Genomic DNA, 15,102 nt, shown 5'->3' on the forward strand with positions numbered 1-15,102 from the left:
AGGATTTAATAAGAAATTATATAATGTAAAATTAAGCTTTTGTAGATAGAATTTTATTATAGAAAGTAATGGAGGGGTAGTAATGAATGTTTTAGAGGTTAGAAACCTTAAAAAGGTTATTGGAAAAAGAGAAATAATAAAAGATTTAAACTTTACAGTAAAACCAGGAGAGATATATGGATTTTTAGGACCAAATGGAGCTGGTAAAACAACAACAATTAGAATGTTAGTTGGACTTATAGCACCTACTTCTGGAGAAGTGTTGATTTGTGGAGAAAATCTTCAAAACAATAAAGAAAAGGCCCTTAAAGATGTTGGAGCTGTAGTTGAAAATCCAGAACTTTATAAATACCTTTCAGGAAGAGAAAACTTAATGCAAATTGCAAGAATAAGAAAGGTATCAAAGGATGAAATTAATAAATTAATTAAGCTTGTAGGATTAGAAAATAGAATAGATGATAAAGTTAAGAAATATTCTCTTGGAATGAAACAAAGATTAGGACTTGCAGCAGCCCTTATTGGTAATCCAAAATTATTAATATTAGATGAGCCAACAAATGGACTTGATCCATCAGGAATTATAGATTTTAGAAATATAGTTAAAAAAGCTTCAAGAGAAAGAGGAATGGCAGTTCTTGTATCTTCACATATATTAAGTGAAGTTCAGCAACTTTGTGATAGAGTCGCTTTTATAAATGATGGAGTTATAAAGGCTACAGAAGATATGGGTGAAGCAATTCAAGGAACAAATAAGGAAAGTTTAACATTAGTAGCAAGAGATAAAGAAGATAAAGTAATTAAAGTACTTAGAAATCAACCTTTTGTAGTAACAGCAGAGGGAAATAAAGATGGAATAAATGTTGTTGTACACGTTGGAATGACTCCTGAATTAATTAAAGCATTAGTAAAAGAAGACATATTGATAGAAGAAATATATAAAAATAGAGAAGGATTAGAACAAAGATATATGGAGCTTGTGGAAGGAGGAATAAGATAATGGTACTTACTTTAATTAAAAACGAACTTATTAAAATATCAAAAAGAGGAAAAACATGGATAGTGTTTGGAATGTTTATTTTAGCTATGATAGGACTTATAGTTGTTGGTAAAGTTAGTGCGAATGAAGCAAAACATTGGCATTCTCCACAAGGGCAAATCGAAAATATAGATAGACAGTTAAAATGGCAAAATGAAGACTTAAAAAATAATGAAGCTCATTTAAAATCTTTGGAAAATAATAAAACTAAAAATAAGTCAGAAATAATTAGCACTAAAGAACATATAACTTTTGCAAAAGAGGATATAAAAAGGTTAAAGGAAGACAGAAAACTTCAAGAAAAACTTGTTAATGCTAAAACTCCAGATTGGAGAGAAGAAGTTAAAACTTCTATAAAAAATCTTAATAGCGAAAAGGAAAAGGCAAAAAGGGAAGGAAATACAGATAAAAAATATTTAGATAATTTAAATAAGCAAATTGATAGAAATCAATATTTTTTAGATAATAATTTAAAACCAGTAGAAAAGTGGGAATTTTATCCTAGTAATGTAGCTATACAAGTTATGATGATACTTGGTATGGCAATGTTAGTTGCAGGTATAGCAGTTTTTATGAGTGATATAATATCAGGAGAATGTACTCCAGCAACTCTTAAATTTTTACTAGTACAGCCAATTTCAAGAGGAAAAGTAATATTATCAAAATTTGTAGCAATTGTAATAACAGTTGTTATGATGATATGTGGAAGTGAATTAATAGCCTTTGGAGCAGTTGGAGCATTTACTGGATTTGATGCTATAAAAATGCCAGTAGAATTAGGTCTTAGGTATAAAGTAAATCAGGAGATCTTAATGAAAGAAGGCTTTAAGCAGCTGGATGTAGTAGCAAATTCAGGATATAATTCAACTATGGGAGATTTTGTTTTACAAAGTTTCTTACTACAAATTTTATTTGTAGTAGCTTGTTGTGCATTTATATTTATGATATCTTCTTTATTTAAGAGTAGTATGATAACTATGGCAGTTTCAGTTGTAATTTCAATTGCTGCTGTAATTTTACCAACAGTAAGTAAAAAGATTGGAGAATATGCACATTTAAATTTCTTAAATTATGGTAATACTCCAGGAGTTATAAGTGGAGACATAGCACATATATATGCAAATCCAAATTTCACTCCAGGACTTGGAGCTACACTTATGGTTATAACTATAATAGTTTCATATATAATAGCTCATGTAGTATTTAGTAAAAGAGATATGTTAGTGTAAATATTATCTTAAAAAAATTATTTAATAAAAAGGCAAAGTAATAAAAACTTATTTATAAGTTCTTTAGTATTTTGCCTTTTATTTTTATTATTATTTCTAATAATGACAAAATATGTTATATTTATAATGGATAATATAATAAAATTTTATTGTGATAAATAATAATTAAAGCACTTTAAATATTCTTTGGTATAATGATACTATAGACAAAAAGAGGAGTGTTTTTATGGCAGCAGGAGTTGGAGTAAATTGTTTAGAATGTCCAGAAAAGAAGAATGGAAACTGTGATGGAAAGGATCTACAATGTGTGTGTTTTAAATGTCCAAGAAAGTTAAGTGAATGTATAATAACTAAATATTGTAGAGAAACAGAATCTGTACTTTATTTTGGACCAGAATATTAAATTAAAGGAGATGCATTTTGAGATTATGAGAGAAGAAAAATTAAAAGAATTAAAAGAGTACATCGCAAGTATTGGGAAAATGAACAAAGCTTTAGAAATTATATACTGGGATATGCAAACAAAGATGCCAAAGAAGGCAATTGAGCAGCGTTCAGAAATTATAGAACATATGTCAGGTGAAATATTTAAAATGACAACTTCTGATAAATTAGGAGAACTTTTAAATTATTTCGTGGGAAATACTGAAGGATTGTCAGATATAGACAAGGCGATAATAAAAAATACTGAAAAAGAATATAATGAAACAAAGAAAATTCCAGAAGATAGATATAGAGAATTTATTGTTGCATCAACTCTTTCACAAGGTGCATGGGAAGAGGCTAAAGAAAAGAATGATTTTGAAATATTTAAGCCTCATTTAAAGAAAATGATAGATTTTCAAAGAGAGTTTGTAGATTATTGGGGTTATAAAGATAACAAATATGATACTCTTTTAGATAAGTATGAAGAAGGACTAACAGTAAAGAAATTAGATAATGTCTTTGGAGAACTTAAAGAGGGAATAATAGAGATACTAGAAAAGATAAATAAAAGTGGAAAAGTAGTAAATAAAGATTTCTTAATTGGAGACTTTAAGAAGAAACCACAAGAAAAATTTTCTAAATTTGTTCTAAATAAAATGGGATATGATTTTGGTGCTGGAAGAATTGATGAAAGTATGCATCCATTTACAATAGGATTTGGTAATAAGGATGTAAGATTAACAACAAATTATGATAATCCTGATTTTACTTCAGCTTTATTTAGTTGTGTTCATGAAGCAGGTCATGGAATATTTGAACAAGATATTCCAGATAATCTTCAAAATACTGGACTTGATTCTGCAATTGCAATGAGCATTCATGAATCACAATCTAGATTTTATGAAAATATTATAGGAAGAAGTAAAGAATTCTGGGAATACTTTTTCCCATATGCAAAGTATCAGTTTAAAGAATTTAATGATGTAACTTTAGAAGAGTTTTATGAAGGAATAAACTATGTAAAACCTTCACTTATAAGAACAGAATCAGATGAATTAACATATAGTCTTCATATAATAATTAGATATGAAATAGAAAAGGCTCTTATAAACGGAACATTAAGTATTGATGATGTTAAAGAGGAATGGAATAGAAAATATAAGGAATATCTAGGAGTAGAACCTGAAAATGATAGTGATGGAATTCTTCAAGATATACATTGGTCTGATGGATCCTTTGGATATTTTCCAAGCTATGCTCTAGGAAATCTTTATGGAGCACAAATGCTTTATGTTATGAAAAAAGAATATAAAGGATTATATGATGATATTAAAAAAGGAAATTTAGATGGAATTCATAGCTGGTTACGTGAAAATGTCCATAAATATGGAGCAACATATTCTCCAAGTAAAATTATAAAAATGATAAGTGGAGAAGAATTAAATCCAAAATATTTCTTAGATTATCTAGAAAATAAATATTTAGCAATATATAAGTAGATTTAAATTGTTAACACCTAAAAATAAAGATTTTCGTCTTTATTTTTAGGTGTTTTCTTTTTCATTACAAATAGTTCAAAAATACATTTAAATTTAGTTAAAAGGATAGATTTAAGCAATAATTTAAAAAAATATATTAATGAAATATTGACCAGTATTAACAAATAAGACTTAAATGGTAAGATATGTGGCAAATTTACTAAAAAAATAAAAATTTTAAATAAATGTTGAGAAAAAAGATAGAATATTTGTAATATCACAAAAGATTAAACGTTTACATTAAGTCTAAATCGAATTCCATAAAATTAACAATTACGAAAACATTTAGGTAAAGCTCCCAAAGTATTGAAAATAAAGGGGTTGAGAAGAACAATCATTTAATTTTTATAAAAAACATAGTAAAAATGCAAAAAATATATATTATTAGAGAATGAGTGAGCTTTTTTATTAAAATTGTATAATTTGATTAAAAATGAGATTTGGAGATTAATTCTTTAAATTTACATAAAAATTAAAGGGTACTATACTTGAGCCATAGATAAGGACAAGAAAATGTTCTTTACTTACTTAAAATTGTCGACAAAGTTTAAGTTGTGGAATTTATTAAAAATTAATAGCGAAGGTCGTGAAATTATGGATAATGGGTCAGCAGGTACTAAAAAAAGTTTAACTTTATTTGGGTTCTTTGCAATAACAGCATCTATGGTAATGACAGTATATGAATACCCAACATTCGCAACATCAGGATTTCACTTGGTATTCTTCTTACTATTAGGTGGATTTTTGTGGTTTTTACCAGTAGCTCTATGTGCAGCTGAAATGGCTACAGTAGATGGCTGGCAAGAAGGAGGAATATTCGCTTGGGTAGGAAATACTTTAGGTGAAAGATTTGGATTTGCGGCAATATTTTTTCAATGGTTTCAAATTACAGTTGGATTTGTAACAATGATTTATTTCATATTAGGAGCATTATCATATGTATTTGATTTTCCAGCACTTAATACTAATCCAATTATAAAGTTCATAGGTGTTTTAGTAATATTTTGGATTTTAACTTTCTCTCAATTAGGAGGAACAAAAAATACTGCTAAGATAGCTAAAACAGGATTTATAGTAGGTATTGTAATACCAGCAATAATTTTATTCGGTTTAGTAATAGCTTATATAGCTGGAGGAAATCCAATTGATGTAAAGATAAGCTCAAGTACATTTGTACCAGATTTTACAAAGGTTAATACATTAGTTGTTTTCGTTTCATTTATATTAGCTTATATGGGAGTTGAAGCATCAGCATCTCATGTTAATGAAATGACTAATCCAAAGAGGGATTACCCAATAGCTATGATTATACTTGTAGTATTAGCTATTATATTAAATACTGTTGGTGGTTTAGGTGTTGCAGCAGTAATACCACAATCACAATTAAACTTAAGTGCAGGTGTTGTACAAACATTCCAAGCTTTAATAGGTCACTTTAGTGGTAGCTTAGGTTGGCTTGTAAAGATAATAGCATTAATGATATCTCTTGGTGTTATGGGAGAAGTTAGTGCATGGGTTGTTGGACCTTCAAGAGGAATGTATGTAGCAGCTCAAAAAGGAATTTTACCAAAAGTATTTAGAAAAGTTAATGAACATAATGTTCCAGTTCCATTAATTATGGTTCAAGGACTTGTAGTTACAATATGGGCAGCAGTTCTTACATTTGGTGGTGGCGGAAACAATGTTTCCTTCTTAACTGCAATATCATTAACAGTTGTAATTTACTTAGTTGGATATATATTATTCTTTATAGGTTACTTTGTATTAATATACAAGAAAAACAATTTAAAGAGAGCATATCAAATTCCAGGAGGTAAAGGAGTAAAAACTATAATTGCAGCAGCTGGATTAATAATGTCAATACTTTCATTAGTAATTTCATTTGTTCCACCAAGCAGTTTAACAGGAAAGAGTATTACAGAATATGAAGCTATATTAGTAATAAGTTTTGTAGTATCAGTTATAATTCCTTTTGTTATATATGCATTACATGATAAGTCAGAACACAAAAATGTTGTACCTAAGGTTTCAAGAATTAAACACTGTGAAGTTAATAGTTTTGTACATCCAATGGCAAGAGGAGAACATCATATCAATCCAGATCCAGAAGATGTTATGAAGCAAACAGATAACATGAAAAATGATTCAGATAAAAAATAAGTTTAAAATATAGTTCACCAAAAAGGCAATGGTTTACTACTAAAATATTTACCTATGATGAACATTAAAATACAAATTAATTAATTTATGGAGGTATTAATATGTTGTTTAGTAGAGATGATAAAAAATTAAAGGATACTTATAGTACACCGATATTTGGAACAGAGGAGGAAGATGTAGAGTTACCAAGATATACCCTTCACAAAAATCCAATAGAACCAAGAATTGCTTACAGACTAGTTAAGGATGAATTAATGGATGAAGGTAATGCAAGAATGAATCTAGCTACTTTCTGTCAAACTTATATGGAACCAGAAGCAACTAAGATAATGGCAGAAACATTAGAAAAGAACGCTATAGATAAGTCAGAATATCCACAAACAACTGAACTTGAAAATAGATGTGTAAATATACTTGCTGATTTATGGCATGCACCATCAGACATGAAATATATGGGTACTTCAACAGTTGGATCATCAGAAGCTTGTATGCTAGGTGGTATGGCAATGAAGTTCAGATGGAGAGATAGAGCAAAAGCATTAGGAATAGATGTTAATGCTAAGAAACCTAACTTAGTAATATCTTCAGGATATCAAGTATGTTGGGAAAAGTTCTGTGTATATTGGGATATAGAAATGAGATTAGTTCCATTAGATGAAGAACATATGAGCTTAAATATTGATAAAGTATTAGACTATGTTGATGAATATACAATTGGTGTAGTTGGAATACTTGGTTTAACTTATACTGGAAAGTATGATGATATTAAAGCATTAGATAAAGTAATGGAAGGATATAATAAGACTGCAAAACTTACAGTACCAATTCACGTTGATGCTGCATCAGGTGGATTCTTTGCACCATTTGTTGAACCAAGTCTTGATTGGGACTTTAAATTAAAGAATGTAGTATCAATAAGTGCATCAGGTCATAAATATGGTCTTGTTTACCCAGGAATTGGTTGGGTATTATGGAAAGATGAACAATACCTACCAAAGGAATTAGTATTTGAAGTAAGTTACCTAGGTGGTAAAATGCCAACAATGGCAATTAACTTCTCAAGAAGTGCAAGCCAAATAATAGGACAATATTATAACTTCTTAAGATACGGATTTGAAGGATATAGACAAATACAACAAAGAACAAAAGATGTTGCTATGTATATATCAAAAGAAATAGAAAACACAGGATTATTCGAAATATACAATGATGGATCAAACTTACCAATCGTTTGTTATAAATTAAAACCAGATGCTAATGTAGAATGGACATTATATGATTTAGCAGATAGATTATTAATGAAGGGATGGCAAGTACCAGCTTATCCATTACCAAAAGACTTACAAGATGTAACAATCCAACGTATTGTATGTCGTGCTGATTTAGGTCATAATATGGCTGAACAATTAGTTCAAGACTTAAAAGATGGAATCAAAGCACTTAATAATGCTCATGTATTACAACAAAAAGAACCTAAAAAAGGTGCATATGGTTTCACACACTAATTTAAAGTAAATAAATTATAAAAATAGCCTTAGTCAAAATTCACTATATATTATAAAAGCACTTATTTAAATTAAGTTTAAATAAGTGCTTTTTTTATGCAAATTTTTAATTTATAAATCATACTATTAATAAGTAAAGAATGATTACAAAGGCATGGAGGGATTTAAATGCATAAAAAATTATTTATTCCAGGGCCAGTTGAAGTTAGATACGAAGTGTTAAAGAAAATGTCAGAGGCTATGATAAGTCATAGAAGTAAGGATGCTTCAGAAATTCAAAGGCGAATAAGTGATAATTTAAGAAGGTTATTCTTTACAAAAAGTGAGATTTTATTATCTACTACTTCTGGAAGTGGACTTATGGAAGGTGCTATAAGGTCATGTACATTAAAAAAAGCAGCAGTTTTTTCTATAGGTGCTTTTGGTAAAAGGTGGTATGATATGGCTATTAAAAATAATATAGATGTAGATATTTTTGAAGAAGATATGGGAAAGGCAATAGATGTTAATAGACTTAATGATACTTTAAGTACAAATAAATATGATTTAGTTGCAATAACTCATAATGAAACTTCTACTGGAGTTATGAATCCAATGGAGAAAATAGGGGAGGTTATTGAAAAATATCCTGAAATAGTATTTATAGTTGATGCTGTAAGTTCAGCAGGTGGAAGTAAGATAGAGGTTGATAAACTTGGAATTGATGTATGTATTACTTCAACTCAAAAAGCATTAGCCTTACCTCCTGGAATGGCAATTTGCACCTTTTCAAAAAAGGCATTAGAAAGGGCAGAAAATGTTAGAAATAGAGGATATTATTTAGATCTTTTGTTACTATATAAATATATTAAGAAGAAAAATTATCAATATCCATCAACCCCTTCTTTATCTCATATGTATGCATTAGACTATCAGCTAGATTATATTTTAAATAAAGAAGGTTTAGAAAATAGATTTAATAGGCATATAGAAATGGCTAATATAGTAAGAAGTTGGGGAAGAAAATATTTTGAATTACTTCAAAATAAAGAAGGGCTATTATCAAATACAGTAACTACTATTAAAAATACTAGAGGAATTAATATAGGAGATTTAAATAAAAAATTAGGTAATAGAGGCTTTGTAATTTCAAATGGATATGGAGAACTAAAGGAAAAAACATTTAGAATAGCTCATATGGGGGATTGTACCATAGATGATATTAAAGAATTATTAAAAAATATAGAGGATATATTGGGATTATAATTTAATTAGGGGGAAGAGAGAAATGTATAAAATACTTGCTAATGATGGAATTTCAGATAATATGATTTTTAAGTTTAAAGCTTTGGGGATTGAAGTAGTAAATGTTCATTATAGTGAAGATGAATTAGAAAAAGTTTTAAAGGAATTTGATGTATTAATAGTTAGAAGTAAAACAAAGGTTACTAAAGAAATTTTAGATAAGGTAGCAAATAGTAGACTTAAACTTATTATAAGGGCAGGAGTTGGGTTAGATAATATAGAAGTAGATTATGGAAAATCCCTTGGAATTGAAATAAAAAATACTCCAAATGCTAGTACAGATTCTGTTGCAGAACTTGTTATTGGTCATATATTTTCCCTTGCTAGATTTATTGGAATTTCAAATGTAACAATGAGAGAAGGAAAGTGGAATAAAAAGACTTATAAAGGTATTGAAATTAGCGGGAAAACCATTGGAATTATAGGAATGGGAAGAATAGGTCAAAGTGTAGCTAAAAAAGCTGAAGCCTTAGGAATGAAGGTAGTTTATTATACTATTGAAGGTAAGCATAATGATTTAGATTATGATTTTTTAAGTTTTGAGGATCTTTTAAAAACTTCAGACTTTATATCAATTCATGTTCCTTATGACAAAAATAAAGGACCTTTAATAGGAAAAACTGAATTTAAATTAATGAAGGATGGAATTTATATTATAAATTGTTCTAGAGGAAAGGTTATAGATGAAAAAGCATTAGTTGAAAGTTTAAATAATCATAAAGTAGCAGGAGCTGGACTTGATGTTTTTGAAGAGGAACCAACTAATAATAAAGAGTTATTAAATCATGAAAATGTAAGTGTAACACCTCATATTGGAGCTTCAACAATAGAGGCTCAAAATAAAATTGAAGAGGAAGTATTTAGTATAGTTAAGAAATTTTTTAACTTATAAATTTATAGTTTACAATTGGCAATTAAATTCTAAGTTGTCAATTGTAAGTCTATATAAAGGGGGAATAAAAGAATATGACTATAGTTAAACCTTTTAGAGGGATTAGACCAACCAAAAATTTAGCATCAAAAATAGCAGCATTACCTTATGATGTTATGAATAGTGAGGAAGCAAGGGAAATGGTAAAGGATAATCCATACTCATTTTTACATATAGACAGAGCTGAAGTTGATTTAGATAAAAGTATTGATATTCATGATAAAAGGGTATATGAAAAGGCAAGGGATAATCTAAACAATATGATTAATAAGGGTAATTTTATTCAAGATGAAGAGGCGAAATTTTACATATACAGACAGATAATGAAGGGGAAAAGTCAGACAGGATTAGTTTTTGTAGCATCAATTGATGATTATATTAATAATGTAATTAAAAAGCATGAGTTTACAAGAAGGGATAAAGAGGAAGATAGAGTAAATCATGTTGATTATTGTAATGCAAATACAGGTCCAATATTTTTAACTTATAGAGAAAATGAAAAGATATCTAATGTTATAAATAATAGTACTAAAGAAAGGGCAGAATATGATTTTAAATCAGAAGATGGAGTTAGACATATTGTTTGGGTTATTAATAATAAGGAAGATATTAAAGATTTAGAAAATTTATTTTTAAAGGTAGATAGTATGTATATTGCAGATGGTCATCATAGAAGTGCTTCTGCAGTAAGAGTAGGTAAAATGAGAAGAGAAGAAAATCCAAATTATACAGGTAAAGAGGATTTTAATTATTTTCTAGCAGTAGCATTTACACATAAAGATTTAAATATTATGCCTTATAATAGGGTGGTTAAGGATTTAGGAGGATTTACTACTGAAGAATTTTTAGAAAAACTTTCAGAGGATTTTTTAGTTACTAAATATAATGGAAGTTTTGGATTTTCTCCAAAAGAAAAAAATACTTTTGGAATGTATTTAGAAGGTAATTGGTATATTTTAAAGGCGAGAAGAGGAAGTTTTAATAAGGAAGATATTATTGATAGTTTGGATGTTTCTATTTTAAATAATAATATTTTAAAGAAGATACTTAAAATTGATGATGTTAGAACTTCAGACAGAATAGATTTTGTAGGTGGAATTAGAGGTCTTAAAGAATTAGAAAAGAGGACTCATGAAGATATGAAGGTAGCTTTTTCAATGTATGAAACGGATATAGAAGATATAATGAAGATTTCTGATATGGGGAAGATTATGCCACCTAAATCAACTTGGTTTGAGCCAAAACTTAGAAGTGGACTTTTTATCCATAGAATTTAATAAAGATTAAATTTTAAATAATTTTGTTTTTTTGATACAATTTATATAAGACAATAAAATTCAAAGTTTACATTTTTTTAGATTATAAAAGGTTTCCTAAAAATATAAAAAAGGGGGGGGCTATTTTATGGAGTATATTAATGTAAAAGGTAAAGCGCTAGAAAATTTAACAATACCTTTTAAATTTTCTCCTAAATATTCTTTAATAATGACTTTTCAAAAAATTTTTGAAGGGTTAGTTCCAACATTTCAAATAATAGTTACAGCAAAATTTATAAACATAGCTATAAAAATCTTCAATAAACAAGCAGACATAAAAGAAATAATCTTACCTATTATTTTAATTATATTATTAATATCTTTTCAGTGGACTTCAAGAAAGTTAGTTGATTTTATAAAAGTTAAACTTGAGGCAAGATTAAGGGAAAACTTTAGAGTTATGATAGTTGAAAAGAAGGCTAAACTTAAATATAAGTATATTGAAAATAAGGAAACTTGGGACTTAATATCAAGGGTTTCAAAAACTCCTGAATTACAAATAACAGAAGCCTTTGATAATATATTAAATTCAATTGCCTTAGCAATTAGAGTTATAGGTTTAATTTTCGTATTAATTTATGCTGTTTGGTGGTCTGCATTTATAATTCTTTTAATATCAATCCCTTTATTTTATTTAGCTATAAAGGCTGGAAAATCAAACTATGAAGCACATAGAAGTGTTTCAGAATATCAAAGACAATCTGATTATATAGAAAAAGTAATTACAGGAAGAGAAAGTGCCTCTGAAAGAGCTATATTTCAATATACAAATTTTCTAAATGAAAAGTGGCTGAATCTATATGAAAAGGTAAGAAAATTTGAATTTAAAGTATATGCAAAATGGTTTGCTAGAATGAAGCTTGGAGGGGTAATTACTGCAATTATTTCAGTTTTAATAGTAATAGTTTTATTAAATTTAGTTAAAGATAATTTCTTAAATATAGGTTTATTTATTTCCATAACTAATTCAGTTTTTGATCTTGTTCAAGCAATGACTTGGGATTTAACTGCATATACTCAAGAACTTGCAAAAAGTAAAGAATATTTAAAAGATTTATCTGAATTTATGAATATGGAAGAATGTAAAAATGCCATAGATAAACCTACCACAGAAAATATAAATTTAGAAACTTTAGAGTTTAAAAATGTATCATTTAAATATCCTAATACTGATAGATATATACTAAAAAATCTTTCATTCATTATAGAAAAGGATAAGCATTATTCCTTTGTAGGCATAAATGGAGCAGGAAAAACTACCATAACAAAATTAATAACTGGCTTGTATGATGAATTTGAAGGAGAGATTTTAATAAATGGAATAAATATAAATGAATATACCCAAAGTCAATTAAAAAGGCTAACATCAGTAGTTTATCAAGACTTTGCTAAATATTTTATTTCCATTAAAGATAATATAGCATTAGGCAATTTAAATTATACAGATAATAACCTTAAAGAAAAGGATATAGATAACGCAATTAAGCTTATAGAACTAGATAATTTAGTTTCTAAGTTAGATAAGGGAAAGGAAAGTAATTTAGGGAAAATTAAAAGTGATGGAATTGATGTATCAGGAGGACAATGGCAGCGTATAGCCCTAGCTAGAAATATTTTAAGTGATGCATCTTTAAAAATATTAGATGAACCAACAGCAGCGCTAGATCCAATAAGTGAAAGTAATCTTTATGATGAGTTTAAAGAAATAAGTAAGGGAAAAACTACAATATTTATAAGTCATAGACTAGGTTCTACAAAACTTGCAGATGAAATTTTTGTAATTGAAAATGGTAAAGTTATAGAAAAAGGTAGCCACAGAGAACTTATGAATATTAATGGAAAATACGCAAATATGTATGAAAGTCAAAGGAGTTGGTATTGTGATTAAGGAAAAATCAAAAGATAATATTTCTGTTTCTGAAATACTAAAAACATTGGTACCAATGGTTTTTAAAGCAGCTCCAATTTATTGCACTTTACATATAGTTTTTGGTATTTTACATGGAAGTTCTTGGGCTTTTAATACCTTTGCAACTCAAAAATTATTTGATTCAGTTACAGATATGGTAAATGGAAGAGCTACATTATCCTATGCTATATTAATGGCACTTTTCCTAGGACTAGTTTTTATAATTTGCCAAGTGTTAAATGGTATAAGTAATTTTATATTTCAAAACTTATTAAAAAAGGCAACTGGAAAGGTAACAAGTCTAGTAAATATAAAAACTGGTAAGATAGACACAATATTATTTGAAAATCCTGAAACTTTAGATAATATAAATAAAGCTAATGAAGGTATACAAAATAGTGTAGTGTTAATTATTATAATGATTGCTATTTTGACTATTTATGTTCCTTATTTTATATTTATGGGAATATATTTATACAAATTAAGACCTATTTTGTCATTCTCACTATTATTTATTTTTATTCCAATTGTATTTACACAATTTATAAGAGTTAAAATATTTGGTGAACTTGAAGATAAATCAGCACCTATTAGAAGGGAATATGACTACTATGAAAACTGTATAGGAAGTAGAGAATATTTTAAGGAAACACGTATTTTAGGAGCTTTTGGGTACTTTAAAAAGTTATATTTAGATTCTTTAAAAATATTAAATAAAGAAATATGGAAGGCTCAAAAAAAGGCAATAAGTTTAGAATTATTAATGAAAGTAATAACACTAGTTGGTTATTTTGGAGTTCTTTATTTATTAGTTGTTAGTTTAATTGATGGACATATATCAGTTGGAGCCTTTGGCGCTATTTTTGCCTCTATAGGAACTATGGTTAGTTTAATGGAAGAGATGATTTGTGTTCATATATCAAATATTACTAAGGGAATGGGAACTGTAAGAAACTTTATAAAGTTTTTAAACCTTAAGGAAAAAGAGGGAAAAGATATAGAAATAGAAGGAGTTCCAGATATAAAATTAGAAAATGTTTCTTTTTCATATCCATTAAGCAATAAACTATCTTTAAATAATATAAATTTACACATAAAATCAGGAGAAACAGTTGCAGTAGTTGGGGAAAATGGCTCTGGGAAAACTACTTTAGTAAAGGTTATAATTGGGCTTTATTTGCCAACTAAAGGAGATGTGAAAATAAAAGATTTTAATACTAAGGAAATTTCTAATAAGTCTTTATTTAAAGCTGTTTCAGCAGTATTTCAAAACTTCCAAAAATATAAGATGACTTTAGGAGAAAATATTTCAATTAGCAGTCCTTTAAAGGAGGATTCTTCTAATAAATATAAAGATATTGCAATGAAAAAAGCAGATTTAGTTATGGATAAAGAAGGATATAATACAATGCTATCTAGAGAGTTTAATGGTATTGATTTATCTGGTGGACAGTGGCAAAGAGTTGCAATTGCAAGGGGATTTTATTCAAATCATAATATTATAGTTTTAGATGAACCAACAGCTGCAATTGATCCTGTTGAAGAAACAAGGGTTTATAAAAAGTTTAATGAAATGTCAAAGGGAAAAACATCTATAATAGTTACTCATAGATTAGGCTCAGCTAAAATTGCAGATAAAATAGTAGTTTTAGATAAAGGTGAGATTGTAGAGTGTGGAACTCATGAGGAACTTATTAAAAATAAAGGAAAGTATGAGGAGATGTTTAATTCTCAAAAGAAATGGTATGTGGAAGCATAAAAATTTAAT

11 protein-coding genes are annotated in these 15,102 nt (G+C 27.9%); all 11 read left to right on the forward strand.

The features are described from left to right. The first annotated feature begins 82 nt into the window (after positions 1–82). The 11 genes from J2S18_RS11235 to J2S18_RS11285 all read left to right on the forward strand — a co-directional run bounded on the left by J2S18_RS11235 (position 83) and on the right by J2S18_RS11285 (position 15,093). Positions 83–997, forward strand: a complete 915-nt coding sequence (locus tag J2S18_RS11235; RefSeq protein WP_307486965.1) for an ABC transporter ATP-binding protein — start codon at positions 83–85, stop codon at positions 995–997. After that, complete coding sequence (locus J2S18_RS11240; protein WP_307486967.1) at positions 997–2,265, forward strand: DUF2705 family protein; 1,269 nt, start codon at positions 997–999, stop codon at positions 2,263–2,265. The genes J2S18_RS11235 and J2S18_RS11240 overlap by 1 nt, the downstream gene beginning before the upstream one ends. 226 nt (positions 2,266–2,491) lie before the next feature. Next, positions 2,492–2,668, forward strand: coding sequence for a hypothetical protein (locus J2S18_RS11245; protein ID WP_307486968.1), 177 nt, complete (start codon positions 2,492–2,494; stop codon positions 2,666–2,668). Positions 2,669–2,693: 25 nt separating this feature from the next. Beyond that, on the forward strand, positions 2,694–4,190 hold the full coding sequence (locus J2S18_RS11250) for a carboxypeptidase M32 (RefSeq protein ID WP_307486970.1): 1,497 nt from the start codon (positions 2,694–2,696) through the stop codon (positions 4,188–4,190). A 633-nt stretch (positions 4,191–4,823) separates the two neighbouring features. Further along, positions 4,824–6,389: a glutamate/gamma-aminobutyrate antiporter gene (gene gadC / locus J2S18_RS11255; RefSeq protein ID WP_307486971.1), complete on the forward strand. Its 1,566-nt coding sequence runs from the start codon at positions 4,824–4,826 to the stop codon at positions 6,387–6,389. A 101-nt stretch (positions 6,390–6,490) separates the two neighbouring features. Then, positions 6,491–7,894: a glutamate decarboxylase gene (gene gad / locus J2S18_RS11260; protein WP_307486973.1), complete on the forward strand. Its 1,404-nt coding sequence runs from the start codon at positions 6,491–6,493 to the stop codon at positions 7,892–7,894. 168 nt (positions 7,895–8,062) lie between these two features. Next, positions 8,063–9,139 carry a pyridoxal-phosphate-dependent aminotransferase family protein gene (locus J2S18_RS11265; protein ID WP_307486975.1) on the forward strand — a complete coding sequence of 359 codons (1,077 nt, stop codon included), beginning with the start codon at positions 8,063–8,065 and terminating at the stop codon, positions 9,137–9,139. A gap of 22 nt (positions 9,140–9,161) precedes the next feature. Beyond that, complete coding sequence (locus J2S18_RS11270) at positions 9,162–10,070, forward strand: D-2-hydroxyacid dehydrogenase (protein WP_307486977.1); 909 nt, start codon at positions 9,162–9,164, stop codon at positions 10,068–10,070. Positions 10,071–10,144: 74 nt separating this feature from the next. After that, positions 10,145–11,386: a DUF1015 domain-containing protein gene (locus J2S18_RS11275; protein ID WP_307486979.1), complete on the forward strand. Its 1,242-nt coding sequence runs from the start codon at positions 10,145–10,147 to the stop codon at positions 11,384–11,386. A 127-nt stretch (positions 11,387–11,513) separates the two neighbouring features. Further along, positions 11,514–13,313, forward strand: coding sequence for an ABC transporter ATP-binding protein (locus J2S18_RS11280; protein WP_307486981.1), 1,800 nt, complete (start codon positions 11,514–11,516; stop codon positions 13,311–13,313). Continuing rightward, entirely contained in the window at positions 13,306–15,093 is a 1,788-nt protein-coding gene (locus J2S18_RS11285; protein WP_307486982.1) for an ABC transporter ATP-binding protein, read from the forward strand. Before J2S18_RS11280 ends, J2S18_RS11285 begins: the two co-directional genes overlap by 8 nt. Positions 15,094–15,102: the final 9 nt, after the last annotated feature.

Source organism: Eubacterium multiforme (genome assembly GCF_030813415.1).
GTDB classification, from domain to species: domain Bacteria; phylum Bacillota; class Clostridia; order Clostridiales; family Clostridiaceae; genus Clostridium; species Clostridium multiforme.